Below are 15,560 nucleotides of genomic sequence, written 5' to 3'. Positions count from 1 at the left end.
AGAAAAGGTCGCTAAAATCATCGAAGGAGGGCAAAATGGCCAGCCAGCCAGTTTCAGAGTGGGGAAGCGACGCAGCAGCGGTGCCAGCATCTGCGGACCCGTGCGAACGGATGGATCCCCGGGTGAGGCGGACACGCCAGCTTCTTCGTGAAGCCGTGGAAGCCCTTCTCACGACCCAGCCTTTTGACGCAATTTCGGTTCAGCAGATCGCTGAGCGTGCAGGCGTGAATCGCGCGACCTTCTATGCCCACTATCTGGATCGCGAGGCCCTCGTCGAAGACCTGGTGAGGAGCCGCTTCGAGCAGCTCCTTGCTGAACGGCAGGTGCGCTTCGATGGAAGCTGTCCGGCAGCGCTCCGCGTAGTGATTCTGGCTGTATATGACTTCGTGCGCCAGATGAGCCCGGGGTGTCGTGAGCAACAGCGTCACTTCGACCCTTTTATGCAGACGGTGGTGCAGAGCGAAGTTGAGAAAGTCCTGGGTATCGGGATCGACCGCGGAGCCTTTGCTCTCGGCGGTTCCCCGAAGATGGTCGGCGCGGCTCTCAGCTGGGCCATCTACGGCGCAGCTACCACCGCGGTGCGGACGCAGGGGTATGCCGAAAGCGAGACCTGCGCGCCGGACGAACGCTTTGTAGATGAGATCTATTCGCTGCTGCTGCCTCTGTTGTCCCCGGGGATAACTGCAAAGGCAATAGCAGAAGCTCACAAAGAAAACGCCTGATCCCAGACTGAGCCTCTTCCGCTTGCTCTGGCCTTTCACGGCTAGAAAGGCTGCGTCCGCAGCTGCTATGTGTATACGTTTTCTTTGTATTTCGGCCATGAGAGCGCTACCGCATTTCTCCTGAAATTCATAAACCCCGTATTGTTTTTCAGATTGCCGCCGGTCTCTTAGGCCTGACTTTCCTCACAATCGCCAACGTTAGCGCTGTTTATCGATTTGGCAACTTGATTGCATGCTTTGGTTGCGTTGCCATTAGAGCTGGGCTGCCAGGACTGCCCGGTCATCTGTAAACGAACAAAACTGAGTGAGGGTTTGTGAAGCGCAATTCTCTGTACTGGCTTCTGCCTGTGGTTCTGTTTTCCTTTACGCCCCTGCTGAAAGCGCAGGATGTTGCATCGATCACCGGCCTTGTGACCGATCAGACCGGGGCAGTCGTCCCGAACGCGCACGTTACCCTTCACAATCCCGCGACAGGTGCTTCGTATGAGGGCGTGTCCAGCGGCAACGGTTCGTACACCATCAAGCTGGTTAAGCCCGGTCCGGGCTACATCATTGATATCGAGGCTCCCGGCTTCACCAAGGCGGAGATCACCGGCCTCTACATGAATGTCGACGCGACTCGTACGCAGAACGTAAGGCTGAACGTCGGTTCTACGGAGACCGTGCAGGTCTCAGGCAACAACCAGGATGTGACCCTCGACACCACAGATGCCACAGTGGGCAACAACTTCCAGGCCCAGTTCCTGAATGATCTTCCGGTGCAGGATCGCAGCACGCCCGCGGCGCTGTTTACACAGCAACCTGGTGTCACCCTGGATGGCGCGGTCTCTGGCGCGCGTGTCGACCAAAACAATGTGAGCGTCGACGGACTCGATGTCAACGACAACGCGACGGGAGATTTTGGCGCGATCGTCGCGAATGCTCCGGTGGATTCCGTGCAGGAATTCCGTGGTGTAGGAGCGGGAGAGCTTTCGAGCGCCGGCGAAGGCGGCGGTGGACAGTTCGAGTTGGTGACCCGTAGCGGTACCAACAAGTTCCACGGTGCGCTGGTCGAGTATCACCGCGATACCGATATGGAAGCCAACGACTGGTTCAACAACAACTCGAATGTGGCTCGTCCTCCGCTGGTGCGTAACCAGTTCGGTGGCAACGTCGGCGGCCCTGTCCTTAAGGACAAGCTCTTTTTCTTCTTCGATTACGATGGGCGTCGCGACACGCTTTCGCATCTGGTAGAGCGCACGGTGCCGCTGGATTCGTTCCGCAACGGCACGCTGACGTATGTCAATGCAGACGGCACGAACTCCACCCTGAGCTCCGCTCAGGTAGCCACTCTCGATCCGCAGGGTATTGGCTTCAATCAGGCGATGCAACAGGTATACGCCGGTCGCTATCCGCATGCGAACGACCTCAGCGGTAACTATGGCGATCTCTTAAATACCGCAGGCTACCGCTTTAATGCGCCCTATCCGTTAAAGGAAAACAACTATGTCGGCCGCGTCGACTGGAATATCAACCAGAAGATGAAGCTCTCCTTGATCGGTCACGTTGAGCAGGAAAACAGCACAGAGAGCGCCATCCAGTTCCCCGGCGATCCGCAAACGCATCCGTATATCAACAAAAGCTATACCTATGCCGTCCAGCACAACTGGACGATCTCCGCAAATGCGATCAACCAGTTCGAGTTTGGCTACACGTATGAAAATGTCGCCTTCCCGGATACCTATAATGTAACCGGCATTACGCAGTTCACATCGATGGGCGGTAATGGCAGCGGCGGTACGGTCATCGATAGCCCGTATTCTTCCGCTTCCAATGCCCAGAGCCGCACTATGCCCGTTCCTATGGTGAAGGACGACTTCAACTGGCAGAAGGGCAGCCATAGCTTCGCCTTCGGCGGAACCTTCAAGTGGGAAAATCCGGACAGCAATACGATCCTGGACTACAATTCTCCGACGGTGGGTCTAGGGGGCGCCAATTTCAACGCGTTGGATGCTTCGTTGCGTCCGACGGATATCACCTCAGGTGACTATCTGGCGAACTACGACAGCGCCTTTGCTCTGGCCCTCGCCCCTTACAGCTCCAGTAATGCAACGTTTAACTACGACGCCTCGGGCAACGTCCTGCCGCAGGGCACCGGATCGGTCCGTGATTACCGCTACTACGAGACGGAGCTTTACTTTGGCGATACCTGGAAGGTGACACCCTCGCTGACCATCTCTTATGGTCTTCGCTGGCAGAACTACACCGTGCCTTATGAGCGCCATGGTCTGGAGTCGGTAGACGAGATCAATGGCCTGCCGGCTCAGGATGCGACCTTCAATAACTTTTTCGCCTATCGCACCGCGCAGAGCGCGGCGGGACAAACGGGCGATACCTCTGTTCCGTTCTTCAACTACGTGCTGGGTGGCAAAGCCAATCATGGTCCGAGCCTTTACCACAATGATCCGAAGAACTTCGCTCCGCGCGTTGCCTTCGCTTTTAACCCCAGCTGGGACCGCAAGACAGTCTTTAGTGGTGGTGCGGGTGTGATCTATGACCACACGGTCGTGAATGCACTTCTCTACCAGCAGACGCAGTACTCATATATCTTCCAGTCGCAGGTGAATGATCCTCTTGGCCCGGCTGACGATCCGCGTGGCAACCTGCAGACCGACCCTCGCTTCGGCGGCCTGACGACCGCTGCTGCTCCGGCTGCTCCGGCTGCCCCGGCCATGACCACGCCATACACCCCCTATGTCACCTCTGGAGTACCGTACGGATTGGCAGGTAGCTACTTCAACGAGATGATCGATCCCTCGTTCAAGACGCCTTACTCAATCCAGTACAACTTTGGCTGGCAGCATGAGTTCGCGCAGGGCTACATTTTGAAGACCACCTATGTCGGACGTCTGGGCCGCCGTCTCATGGCGCAGGCCGATACGTCACAGCTCATCAACTTCCCGGATCTGACTTCCGGACAGACGATGGGACAGGCTTTTGCCGGTGTGGAGCAGCAGTTGCGCCAGGGGGTGGCCCCGGCAGATGTAACGGCGCAGCCATGGTTCGAAAATGTAGTCACTCCTGGACGCGGGGTTAGCCGCGGATATGCGAATAACACTGCATATCTGGCGAGCGCATTGCAGACTTACCTCACCCGTGGAGACTTTGCTGACACCGTGCAGCAGTTGGCGGCGGCAAGCCTGATTCCGGTCAATGTGGGCATGGACTCCCAGTTCTCGGAGAACACCATGTACACCAACAAGGGATTCTCAACCTACAACGCGCTCCAGACCACGCTGCACAAGAACCTCAGCTATGGCCTGCAGTTCGATCTGAACTACACCTGGTCGCATTCGATCGACAACGTCTCTGTGACCGCGAATACGCCTGCCATCGGTGGCTCTGGCTTCATTTGCGACGTCCTCCGTCCACGCGAGTGCCGTGGCAACTCAGATTTCGATGTGACGAACTATCTGAGCGGCAACTTCATCTATGACCTGCCCTTCGGCCGTGGCAAGGAATTCGGCGCCACCATGCCGAACTGGCTGGATGAGATCGTGGGTGGTTGGAAGGTCAGCGGCCTGCCCTCTTGGCACACCGGCGAAGCCTATTTCGCTGCATCCAACGCCTTCGTGGCGGGTTATGCCAACGATGCTCCAGCGATCCTGACCGGCAACCTCAATGACATGAAGGCGCATGTGCACGGCGGCAAGGGCGGCGCGGTGTACGCCTATGACAATCCCACCAAGGCAGATGCCGACTATGAAGGCCCTATTGGCTTCAGCATCGGCAGCCGTAACAACCTGCGTGGACCGGGATTCTTCAACATGGATGCGGGTCTTGGTAAAACCTTTGCGCTCTACAAGTCCGTGAAGCTGAATTTCCGCGGCGACGCGTTCAATGTATTCAACCATCCGAACTTCAGCAATCCGAGCACTGATATCACCAACAGCTCTGTCCAGTTCGGCACCATTAGTTCGATGTCATATCCGTCTGTCGATACCGACCAGGCCGCTCGTGTCCTTCAGGTATCGGGACGTATCGAGTTCTAAGCGGACGGAAACACAACTCCATCCGAAAGGCCCTCGCTGCACATGCGGCGAGGGCCTTTCGCTTTTTGCAGCATCCGTGTAAGCGCGTATTAGACTGAGGCTCAATCCCTCCTGATGGAGCGCATGCATTGAGCGTGGCCGCTGCCGATGTGCCCGACGAAGCTTCGCCGAAGCCTGAATCGGCTGCTGGAATCCCAGAGCAGCCGCCCACGCGAAATCAGGCCGCGCCGCACCTCTTCCTCTGGGTAGTGCTACCGTATGCGATCTACATGGGCTTCACCACCAACGGAGGAGCCTCGTTCCTGTTGCGTCAGGTCGGCATGTCGGCCGAGCAGGTGGCGAACTCAGTAGCGCTGCTGGGCATTCCATCCACGCTCTACTTCCTCTGGAGCCCGCTCGCCGATCTCTGGATGCCGCGCCGTTACTGGCACTTCGCCGCGACGCTCGGCTCTGCGGCATCGCTGGCCATCGGGTCCGTACTGCTCTACAGGCACGCACATGCGGCGGTGTGGTGCTACTTCTTCGGGCTGGCCTTCGCTATGCTGATTTCATCCGCCTATGGAGGCCTGATCTCAGCGATGATCGAGTCCGGCAGCCGCACGCGGACCGCGGCATGGGCGCAGGCCAGCAATCTTGGCGGCGGAGCCATCGGCCCGGGCCTGCTCCTCTATCTCGCGCTGCATTGGCCGGTCATGGCCTGGGCAAGTGCAGCCGCGCTGCTGATGGTGCTGCCCGGTCTTTCCGTGCTCGGATTGAAGGAACCGCCGCATCGCGAAAGCCCGACCCTCCTCCAGCACTGGAAGGCCGTGGGCCGCGAGCTGAAGCTCACCTGCCTCACACCGAAAAACGCCTTCGGACTCATCCTGCTGCTTGCCCCGCCGGGCGCGGGCGCGCTCATCGCGCTGCTGCCTGCCATCGCCAGCGACTACGGCGTAAGCGGTGCATCGGTCGTATGGATCAATGGCATCGGCGGCGGCCTGCTGATGGCGTTGGGATGCCTCGCCGGCGTTCTGGTCCCGGCAACGCTCGATCGGCGCATTGCCTATGCGCTCGCAGGCGCACTCAACGCGGCGCCCGCATTTTTCCTCGCCTTCGCCGCACCCACGCCGACGGTCTATATGGTCGGCACGGTGACCTACCTCTTCACCATCGGATTTACCTCGGCCGTCTGCATGGGGTTGGTGCTCGACGTGGTTGGCGCTGTCGGCCAGGGCGGCAGCATGCGCTATTCCATCCTGATGGCCTGCTCGTACGTGCCCATTGCCTATATGTCATGGCTCGAAGGCCGCGCCGCGCACTACTGGGGCTTCCGCGGCTTCGCCATGGCCGAGGCCATCAGCTCGCTCGCTGATCTGCCGTTGATCCTGCTCTGGCTCTGGTGGCGGAGAAGACTGAAGCCGAGGGAAAGCGCACGATGAACGGAAGACGATGAGCACGATCGCAGAACAGCATGCTGTCGGAACCTCGACGGTCGACCGTCGCGCCGAGTTTGCCCGAGAGCTGGATACAGCGCAGAGCGCGCTGGCGAGTGTGCAATCTGCGCGAAGACGCGCTCTCTCGGGAGCACTGCTTGCCGCTGCCGCACTTGCGTTCGGCCTCTTCTGGTTTGCGAAGTCGCCGCAGGCATTGCCCGCGCTGCTGACTGCGCTCGGAGGCGCCGGAGCAGTGGTCGCAATGCGCCGCTATATACGCAGTGGTGATGTATGGACGCGGCTCGCTGTCCGGATTGAAGGCCTGGAAGGCGCCCTCGCGCGCATTTCGAATCGCTGGCAGGGAAAAGGGAGAAGCGGAGCGGAGTTCAGTCGCGCCGGCCACCTCTATCAGGATGATCTGAAGATACTGGGCGAAGGCTCTCTCTTCGAGCTGTTGTCGACGACCCGGACCGAGGTCGGCGCTGCGCGCCTCGCGGACTATCTGCTCAGGCCTGCGGGCATCGCTGAGGCGCGTCGCCGCCAGGAAGCAGTACGCGAGCTGGCTGGGGCGACAGCTTTACGGGAGTCCGTGCAGGCGCTGGGCAAGGCGCGCTTTCAGGACTGCGATCAAGGAGACTTCGCCGAATGGCTGGCCGCGCCACGGATCTGCGCTCCTCGCGCGATACAGCGGATCATGCTGGCGAGCTCCATCCTTGCGCTCGTGTCTGGCCTCGGCACGCTGGTACGCATTTTCGCGTTGTCCCATGCGCTGCCATGGTTCGTCCTTGCGCTGCTCGTCTTGTGGATTTGCACCGCTTTCTATATCCGCCGCGTGCGGTCGCAGCTGCGCCGCCTTCTGCTCATTAGCGGACCACTGTCCGTGCTGCAGCAGGGAGTCGCACTTCTTGAGCGCCAGCAGTTTTCATCGCAAAAGCTGCGCGTGTGTGTCGAGACTCTGCAAAGTCAGCATGCGTCGCGTGCATTGCATAGGCTCGAGCGGCTCACGCACTGGGTCGATCTGCGGGAACGAACGGAGCTCTATGCCGTGGCGCGCATCCTCGCCACGGGTACGCAACTCGTGCTCGAGGCCGAACGCTGGCGTGCCATGCACGGCACGCGTCTTCTCGAGTGGCTGCAATGCTGGGCGGAGTTTGAAGCGCTGAATGTGCTCGGCCGCTATGCCTATGAGCATCCGGAGAATACCTTCCCTCAACTCACCGACGGAGAGGCAGCTTTCGAAGCGTCGGAAATGAAGCACCCCCTGCTGCCCGCAGACACAAGCGTGGGAAACAACATCGTCCTCGGTGGCAAGGACGAAACGCGGATGCTGGTGATCAGTGGCGCGAACATGGCAGGGAAGAGCACGCTGCTGCGAGCCATAGGGCTGAATGCCGTGCTGGCCATGGCCGGTGCGCCGGTATGCGCAAGCTACGCGTGGATGTCGGCTCTCGCGGTTTGCGCCTCGATTGCCGTGGCGGATTCGCTTGCCGACGGCCGCTCGCGCTTTCTCGCTGAGGTGGAGCGCGTGAAGGCTACCCTGGATGCCGCACGTGCCAATGGTTCACAAAATGATGCGGAAGCTGGCCCGGTCCTTTTCCTCATCGACGAAATTCTCAGTGGCACCAATTCTGCCGACCGCAAAGTGGCAGCGGCACACATGGTGCATGCGCTGCTGGCTGCCGGAGCCATCGGTGCGCTCTCCACGCACGACCTCGCGCTGAACGCGCTGGCCGAAGAAGATACGATGGGCATCCGGCTCGTCCACATGGCCAGCATCAGTGCCGACCGACCGCTCGACTTCGACTACCGCCTGCGCCCCGGCTCATCCCGGGAGACCAACGCTCTGGCCATCGTCGCCATGATGGGAATCGAGATAAAAAATGGCGAATGACCTCTACCGGAAAAGTTGTCATTCCTACCGGAGCGAGACGAATGTATCATCTCGCGCAGCGAAGGAGCCTGCTGTTTCCATCGCGACCAACGGGAGCGCCACACGAAGCGATTCGCCCTGCGCGAAGCAGCCGCAGGCGAAAGGCCTGGACGGCTAGTCCTATCGGTGCCCCAGCTCCTTCGTCATGCAGATGAAATGACACGGCTGTGTGATCGGCATCTGCGCGTCGGGAAAAGGCTTTGTCCCGGTGATGCGATAGCCGAATTTCTCATAGAGCGGCGGTAGTTCCGTGCGCAGGTTCACCACGGTGATGTCCATGAACCACGCCCCGGATTCGCGAGCGAACTCTTCAGCGGCTGCGATCAGGCGGCGGCCGATGCCTGCCTTCTGTCGCGTCGGATCGACGGAGAGTATTCCGAAATACGCGCGTTGCGGCTGGCCGGCTTCCGGTTTCGGCAGCTCGACAAAAATGGAGCCGGCAAGAGCGCCATCCATCTCAAGCAGCAAAAAGGTGCCCTGCTCGAAATAATCGCGAAGCATCTCCGGATTCACCCGGTCCTCGGCTTTGAAAAAGTTCTCTACCTGGAAGGCGGTATTGATGAGGCGCATCAGGGGTTCGAAATCGGCCTCGGTGGCGGTACGTATCTGCATGGAGAGATTGTAGAGCGCCCAAATATTTTTGGGCGGAAGGGAACCGTCTCGCAGAGTCTTGCGTAATTCATGTGGTGGTGCCACAGGAGTTGTGTTATTCCTGTGGTGCAACCACAGGAGATAGGCATGGGGGAATCGAAACTCGATCTGCTGCAGGGCACGCTCGACGTGATGGTGCTGCAGACGCTGGCTACGATCGGCGCGCAGCATGGCTACGGCATCGCGCGGCGCATTGAGCAGGTAAGCGGCGATGAAGTGCTGCTGAACCAGGGGACCATCTACGCCTCGCTGGTGCGGCTGCAACAGCGGGGATGGATCAAGGCGGAATGGGGTATCTCCGACAACAACCGCAAGGCGAAGTTCTACGAGATTACGCGCGCCGGCAGGAAGCAGCTGGCCGAGCACACCGCGCACTGGGAGCGGCTCTCGCGCGTGATGGGCCGCGTGTTGGCGATGGCGAACGAAGGAGGCGGACAATGAACACAGGACTTCGTGGGAGCGCAGGATTCAGGGTAAGCGCATGGCGTCGGGCATGGGAGCGTGTGCAGGCGTTCTTCCATAAGCCCGCGCTCGACAACGATCTGGAGCAGGAGATGGCCTCACACCTGGAGTTCGCCATCGAGGAGAATCTGCGGCGCGGCATGGCTCCGGATGAGGCGCGGCGGCAGGCGCTGGTGCGCTTTGGCGGAGTCACGCAGGCGCGCGAGCAGCATCGCGAGACGCGTGGACTGCCGTGGGTAGACGGCCTGGCGCAGGATGTTCGCTACACGCTGCGTGTGCTTCGCAAGGACCGTGGCTTCACGGCCATCGCCGTGCTGATCCTCGCGCTCGGCATCGGTGCGAACGTGGCAGTCTTCAGCGTGGTGAATGCAATCCTGCTGCGCCCGCTGCCGTTTGCCGATCCGGACCGGCTTCTGTGGATTGCGCCGCCGGACAGCGGGCACGATCTCTCCAGCGCCACCTACTCGGCCGACGCCTATGACGATCTCCGCGCGATGAATCGCAGCTACACCGACGTCACTGGCTACTTTGCCTTCTCCTCACCGGACAACCTGAAACTGACCGACGAGCACGGGCAGACAGTTCCGCTGACCGGTATCGGCGTAGCGGGCAATTTTTTCAATGTTCTCGGCGTCCAGCCTTTGCTTGGCCGCTCCTTCAATGTGCAGGAGACGCGCGATGGCTCTGATGTTGTCATGCTCTCCTATCCGATCTGGAAGCGGCGCTTTGGCGGCGATCCCAACATCGTGGGCAAGACCATCGTGCTGAATGGTAAGCCGAATCCTGTGATCGGCGTGCTGCCTGAGAGCTTCGACTTCGGCGCAGCCTTCGCGCCAGGCTCGCGCGTCGATATGTTCGGCCCCATCAGCATGGATGGCATCCGCCCAGAGGGCAACACACTCACCTTTATCGCGCGGCTCAAGCCGGGAGTCACGCTCGGGCAGGCACGCAGCGAAGCCAGCACGCTTTTCTCGAAGTTCTATTGGTCGAAGAAATACCCGGATACGCTGGGGAGCTATAAAGGCCGCGGCTGGCCGATCCCGCTCAAGGAGCATGTGAGCGGTGAGGTGCGCAGGCCGCTGATCGTGCTGTGGAGCGCGGTCGCGCTCATTCTGGTGATCGTCTGCGTGAATCTCTCGAACCTGTTGCTGGCGCGCGCCGCCGGACGCAGCAAGGAATTTGCTATGCGCATCGCCCTCGGTGCGGACCGCAAGCGGATCGTACGCCAGATGCTGACCGAGAGCCTGATTCTGGCGACCACCGGAGCCGTGCTTGGTCTCGGCCTCGCCTGGGCGCTGGTGATCTGGCTGGCGCATCAGGGCTCCATCGCCCTGCCGCTGCTGTCGAGTCTCCGCATCGATACGGCAGGTCTGCTCTGGACGCTCGGTATCACACTGGCCACGGCCGTACTTTTCGGACTGATGCCGGCCTTCCGCATCTCGGGCAAGAACCTGCAGGGCTCCCTGAAGGATTCGGGGCAGGGCATGAGTGCGGGGCGTGGCCATGAGCGCCTGCGCTCTGCACTGGTCATCTCGGAGATCGCACTGGCCTGCGTGCTGCTGGTGGGTGCCGGGCTTCTGTTGCACAGCTTCCTGCGCGTGCTGAATATTGACCTCGGCTTTGCACCGGAGCACGCCGCTGCCATTCGCATTGATTACGACGATGGAAACGACGCGGCGAAGCGGGGAGCGATCCTGCAGGCCATGCTCGGTAAGGTGCAGGCGATCCCCGGCGTTCAGGTGGCCGGTGTCTCCGACAACCTGCCGCTCGAAAGAAATCGCGGCTGGGGCATCCATACCGTCGGGGAAGATGTGAAGAAGCAGCGGGAGTCCGGCACCCTTGTCTACCTGGTCACCCCCGGCTATCTGCAGGCGATTGGCATGCGGCTGCGTGAGGGGCGCGATTTCAGCTGGCAGGACGGCCCGAAGAATCAGAAGGTCGTCATCCTGAATAAGGCCGGAGCGGACGAATTGTGGCCGGGACTGGATCCCATTGGGCGGATGGCGAACGTCGGCGGAGACGATGCGCGGGTCATCGGGGTGATCGATGACGTGCACGAGAGCGACGTGGAAGGCAAACCAGGTGTCCAGAGCTATCTGCAGCTCACGCAATTTGGGCCGAATGACCAGTCTCTCGTCGTGCGCAGCGCATTGCCGGCGGGCACTCTACAGCCGATGGTCCTGAATGTTCTGCGTCAGTTAAATCCGTCGCAGCCTGCGACGGAACTACGTCCACTGCAGCGGATCGTCGATCATGCCACCTCGCCGCGGCGCTTCTTCGTGGTGCTGGTGGGCAGCTTCGCCGGTCTCGGCCTGCTGCTGGCCTCGCTGGGTATCTACGGCGTCATCTCCTACGGTGTCACCCAGCAATCGAAGGAGATCGGCATACGTATGGCACTCGGCGCGACCATGGGCCGGGTACAGCTCACGGTCATCCGGAGGACGATGTTGCTGGCGGCTTTTGGATTGGTTCTTGGCGGCCTGGTTTCGCTCGGCGTCGCGAAGATGATCGCCAGTCTCCTCTACGGAACTGAGCCCACCGATCCGGCCACCTTTGCCGGGATGGCCGTGGTGTTAGGCCTGGTCGCCCTGCTGGCCGGATACCTCCCCGCGCGCCGTGCCTCACGGATCGACCCGCTGGTCGCCCTGCGGACGAACTGACGCCAGCTGAACGCAGAAAGGCCGCGTCCTCGGATGGGGACGCGGCCTTCTTGCCTGCAATAGGAATTACGACTTGCCGATTTTCTCGAGATCGATCTGCTCATACTCGCCGCGCTCGATGCCGTGGCGGATCTCCTCCGGCGTTTTGCCCAGCTTCGTCATCTTGTAGGCATATGCGCCTTCCTTGGCGCAGGTCGAGCATTCCGCGCCGTGCAGTGAGGAGAAGCAGCTGTGCAGACTGGTATGGCCCAGAGCCCGGTCGCAGCGGCAGAAGCAGGGAAGCTGATAGATGACCTGGGGAATCTTCGCGGCCTCGTGGTAGACCTCAACCTGCCATGGATAGCGGAAATAAGGACCCGTAAGCTGGCTGCCGGAAAGAATCGGCGGTAGCGCTTCGCCCTTGGCTGGAGGCGCGGAGTGATATGCCGGAATATTGTCGATTGGATTGGCCCATTGGGCGTAGCCGGCGACGGTAACGAGAGCAAGGGCGAGGGTGAGTAATAGTCGGCGCAAGTCAGCTCCGGAATAGGGAATGCGCAGGCCCAAGGCGGTCTCGCAGCAAGGTAACCTGCGTGATGTCAGGAATTAGGATAAATCGCGCCGGAATGCCGCGTACCGGGCAATGCAAAACAGATAACTGGTAGCATTTTCTGGCACAAACAAAAAAAGACGGCACGAACCTTGGGGATCCGTGCCGGGAGGCCAGTGACGCAACTTAATCTCTCTATTGGCTGGGAGCACCGCTCAACCTGTCCAACATGTTTCTACAATAAATCAGATGCTCGATTCTTGCAAATGGTATATCGATTTTTTTGTATCGAGCGATTCTGATTTCTGGAAGAACGTATGTGCTGATTCTAAAGCCATTAATCGCTCTTCCTGCAAATCTGTACACCTATTCAGACGCAGATTTCCCGAAAAAAGTTTTCCATTTTGTGTAGAGGGCAAACTTTTTGGGATCGAATGCCACCGTAGAGAGCATGACCATGCAGAAAAATGTAGAACGGGAATCCGCAAGCAACGGATCTTCAGACGCCCAGAAGTCCGGAACAGTGGAGGCCGCGAAGGAAAGAAGGGGCCGTTCCAGCAGAAAGATCGGCAGGACGCTGCTCTTTTTTGCCGGCTCAGCGATCTTCGGGGGGCTAGCGGTGGCTTTCTGGGAGAGAAAGACGCTTTCCGAGATTCGGCGCCGTGAGGCGGAAGACGCAGGCGAGGATTCCGGCTACTGACCAGAAGTAGCGCTTCCTCTGTCTGGAGTCTGTTACAGAGCGTTGATCGCGTCGGCCAGGTCGAAATCCCGGTTCGTGAGTCCGCCTGCATCGTGAGAGGTCAGCGCCAGGCGCACGCGGTTGTAACGGATGTCGATATCCGGATGATGCCCCGCCTGCTCCGCCTGCTCGGCGACCGCGTTCACAAAGCTGATTGCCAGGGCGAAGTCTCCGAACTCGAATTCGCGGACAATCACGCCATCTTCCAGCTTCCATTCCGGAAGAGACTTCAGGCGAGCTTGGATCTGTTCGGATGAAAAGAGGGGCATGGCAAACCTCGGCGCTTCGTTTAGGAATCGGTTCCGGTTGGAACCTGTTTATTTTGGGATGCGCTTCCGAATGAGATGGGGCTGAGGCGGTCCTGGCGGTTGATTTCAGCGCGGAGATCGATCCAGATTTTGTCCGGCAGCGAGAGATAGGCTTTGACCACGGCCGGGTCGAACTGGGTGCCGGCGCAGCGCTTGATCTCCTTACGGGCAGCCTCGAAGGAGTTGGCTCGCCGGTAAGGGCGGTCCGAGGTGATGGCGTCGAGTGTGTCGGCTACAGCGAAGATACGCGCTCCCAGTGGAATCTGGTCGCCGCGCAGGCCGCGCGGATAGCCGGAACCGTCGTAATGCTCCTGGTGGCTGTAGACGATCTCAGCGGCGCCCTGCAGGAAGGGGATTTTGCGCACGATCTGGTAACCGCGCATGCAATGCTCCCGCATCATGGCCTGTTCATGCAGATCCAGTTTGCCGGGCTTCAGCAGGATCGAGTCCGGAATCGCCATCTTGCCGATGTCGTGAAGATAAGCGCCGCGGGCAATGATGCGAATGCTGGCTGAATCCACGTTCATGGCCCGGGCCAGGGCAATGGTGTACGCGGTCACGCGCTTCGAATGGCCTTCGGTCTCGGCGTCCTTGAGATCCAGCGCATCGCCGAGTGCCTCGAGCGTGATGTCATAAGAGCGCTCGAGATCAGCCATGGCGTGATGCAGCATCTCGGTGCGCGCTTCCACCAGTTGCTCGAGATTCTGCTGGTACATGGCATTCTGCCGCACCAGGCGGCGATATTCGAGCGCCCGCTTCACCGTGGCCAGGAGCTGTTCCTTCTCGAACGGCTTCAGCAGGTAATCGTATGCGCCCTTGCGCATGGCGGAGATCGCCACGCCGATATCGTGAATGGCGGTGACCATGACCATCGGTACATCGGGCTCGAGCGTGCGCACGCGCTCGAGCAACCCGATGCCGTCCAGGCCGCTCATCATGATATCGGAGAGGATCAGATCGTACGGAGCGTCGTTTTCGATCCGCTCAATGGCCTCAAGGCCATTGGAAACCAGGACAGGTTCGTAATTACAGATTTCGAGCATGGCGCACATGACTGCGCGTACGTAGGGCTCGTCATCGACGATCAGAATGCGTTCAGCCGCCATCTGTCTCCGTTGTAACTCTACGATGATACCGTTCCGGTGTGCACTGGTGACAACAGTTGCTACGAGAGAATGAGGAAAACGACATCACAATGTCAAACGTTGTCTCATGGCAACCCATTTCCTTCAGTTTCATCTAATCAATTCAAGTAACAAGTGATTTCCTGCTTCCTGTGGCCGCGCTTCAAAGCAAGCTGGCGATTTTCATCTCATCAGGACAATAAACGTTTTCCAGTGCGAAATGGCATTAGACGCTGTCCCGCGGCGGTTTTCCCGGTACCATGGGCGAGACAGGACTGTTCCGGACGATGGCTGTCGAAAATAAGGCGGAGTAAGACTTGTTCGAGTTTGAGAAGCTGATCGAAGGGGCGGGTACGGCACGGGTTACGCTGACGCAGAGACAGGCGCAGCGGGCAGAGGATCGCAGGCGCGATATTTTCGACAGCCACCGGCACCGTATTTTTGCGCTCTCCTACTACATGACGGGCAATGAAATCGCAGCCGAGAATCTTCTCGGTGAGACCTTCATCGCCGCCTTCCGGAAAAAAGCGGAACCCGAGGCTCAGGATGTCGACGCTGCGCTGGTCGGACACCTGCAGACCATGTTTCCTCTGCGTGAAATCACCGCGCTCGCGCCGGACTCCGCAGACATCGCTCCAGGGCAGATGGGGCGCAACGTCAAGCGCACGGAGTTGGAAGAGGCGATCGCTACGTTGCCGCCGTCAGAGCGTCTGCTCTACCTTTTGCGTGATGTGGAAGGCTACACCCCGGCAGCCATCGCGAAGCTGCTCGAAATGACAGAGCCGCAGGTCAATCGCGGGCTCTTCACCGCGCGCCTGCGCCTGCGCAAGGCCCTCAGCGAGGGCCGGAACGACGCCTCGGCCGCTGCCTGATTCCACTGGAGCGGAATCTCCGCGCCGTTCCTAATCTGAACCATCGGCATAAAGTTTGAAGGCGCGCCTCTGACGGTGCGCGCCTTCCTTTGTCCTGCAATCTGCCGCAAAGGCAGTCCT

General features: G+C 59.9%; 11 protein-coding genes. 7 read left to right on the top strand and 4 right to left on the bottom strand.

Features of this window, described 5'->3' with window-relative positions:
- Positions 1–122 precede the first annotated feature (122 nt).
- From QM649_RS08830 to QM649_RS08815, 4 genes are all read left to right on the top strand, one after another.
- Positions 123–722 (top strand): TetR/AcrR family transcriptional regulator, encoded by a 600-nt coding sequence (locus QM649_RS08830; RefSeq protein WP_415198661.1) that lies wholly within the window; start codon positions 123–125, stop codon positions 720–722.
- A gap of 314 nt (positions 723–1,036) precedes the next feature.
- Complete coding sequence (locus QM649_RS08825) at positions 1,037–4,753, top strand: carboxypeptidase regulatory-like domain-containing protein (RefSeq protein WP_415198660.1); 3,717 nt, start codon at positions 1,037–1,039, stop codon at positions 4,751–4,753.
- A 134-nt stretch (positions 4,754–4,887) separates the two neighbouring features.
- Entirely contained in the window at positions 4,888–6,171 is a 1,284-nt protein-coding gene (locus QM649_RS08820) for an MFS transporter (RefSeq protein WP_415198673.1), read from the top strand.
- A 10-nt stretch (positions 6,172–6,181) separates the two neighbouring features.
- Positions 6,182–8,056, top strand: coding sequence for a MutS-related protein (locus QM649_RS08815; protein ID WP_415198659.1), 1,875 nt, complete (start codon positions 6,182–6,184; stop codon positions 8,054–8,056).
- Between the two features lie 159 nt (positions 8,057–8,215).
- Here QM649_RS08815 and QM649_RS08810 read toward each other — a convergent pair whose 3' ends face one another.
- Entirely contained in the window at positions 8,216–8,707 is a 492-nt protein-coding gene (locus QM649_RS08810; protein WP_415198658.1) for a GNAT family N-acetyltransferase, read from the bottom strand.
- A 126-nt stretch (positions 8,708–8,833) separates the two neighbouring features.
- Here QM649_RS08810 and QM649_RS08805 point away from each other — a divergent pair, with 126 nt between their 5' ends.
- Together QM649_RS08805 and QM649_RS08800 are read left to right on the top strand one after the other, a co-directional pair.
- Positions 8,834–9,187, top strand: a complete 354-nt coding sequence (locus QM649_RS08805; RefSeq protein WP_415198657.1) for a PadR family transcriptional regulator — start codon at positions 8,834–8,836, stop codon at positions 9,185–9,187.
- Positions 9,184–11,868, top strand: coding sequence for an ADOP family duplicated permease (locus QM649_RS08800; RefSeq protein WP_415198656.1), 2,685 nt, complete (start codon positions 9,184–9,186; stop codon positions 11,866–11,868). The genes QM649_RS08805 and QM649_RS08800 overlap by 4 nt, the downstream gene beginning before the upstream one ends.
- A 66-nt stretch (positions 11,869–11,934) precedes the next feature.
- On the opposite strand, the gene QM649_RS08795 is transcribed toward QM649_RS08800, so the two are convergent.
- The 3 genes from QM649_RS08795 to QM649_RS08785 form a co-directional block, all read right to left on the bottom strand.
- Entirely contained in the window at positions 11,935–12,381 is a 447-nt protein-coding gene (locus QM649_RS08795; protein ID WP_415198655.1) for a CYCXC family (seleno)protein, read from the bottom strand.
- 748 nt (positions 12,382–13,129) lie between these two features.
- Entirely contained in the window at positions 13,130–13,405 is a 276-nt protein-coding gene (locus tag QM649_RS08790; RefSeq protein ID WP_415198654.1) for a 4a-hydroxytetrahydrobiopterin dehydratase, read from the bottom strand.
- A 20-nt stretch (positions 13,406–13,425) separates the two neighbouring features.
- Positions 13,426–14,550, bottom strand: coding sequence for an HD domain-containing phosphohydrolase (locus QM649_RS08785; protein ID WP_415198653.1), 1,125 nt, complete (start codon positions 14,548–14,550; stop codon positions 13,426–13,428).
- 335 nt (positions 14,551–14,885) lie between these two features.
- On the opposite strand from QM649_RS08785, the gene QM649_RS08780 reads away from it, so the two are divergent.
- A complete protein-coding gene (locus QM649_RS08780) occupies positions 14,886–15,440 on the top strand; it encodes a sigma-70 family RNA polymerase sigma factor (protein WP_415198652.1) in 555 nt (184 codons plus the stop codon).
- Positions 15,441–15,560: the final 120 nt, after the last annotated feature.

It is taken from the genome of Silvibacterium sp. (genome assembly GCF_047605705.1).
Classification (GTDB): Bacteria; Acidobacteriota; Terriglobia; order Terriglobales; family Acidobacteriaceae; genus Silvibacterium.
The sequence above is the reverse complement of the archived record's forward strand: the minus strand, read 5'-3'. Positions and strand labels throughout refer to the sequence as shown.

Excerpts from the sequence above, each read along its gene's own strand:
- QM649_RS08815 (WP_415198659.1), top strand. The coding sequence starts at position 6,182 with ATGAGCACGATCGCAGAACAGCATGCTGTCGGAACCTCGACGGTCGAC.
- QM649_RS08810 (WP_415198658.1), bottom strand. The coding sequence starts at position 8,707 with ATGCAGATACGTACCGCCACCGAGGCCGATTTCGAACCCCTGATGCGC.
- QM649_RS08805 (WP_415198657.1), top strand. The coding sequence starts at position 8,834 with ATGGGGGAATCGAAACTCGATCTGCTGCAGGGCACGCTCGACGTGATG.
- QM649_RS08800 (WP_415198656.1), top strand. The coding sequence starts at position 9,184 with ATGAACACAGGACTTCGTGGGAGCGCAGGATTCAGGGTAAGCGCATGG.
- QM649_RS08790 (WP_415198654.1), bottom strand. The coding sequence starts at position 13,405 with ATGCCCCTCTTTTCATCCGAACAGATCCAAGCTCGCCTGAAGTCTCTT.
- QM649_RS08785 (WP_415198653.1), bottom strand. The coding sequence starts at position 14,550 with ATGGCGGCTGAACGCATTCTGATCGTCGATGACGAGCCCTACGTACGC.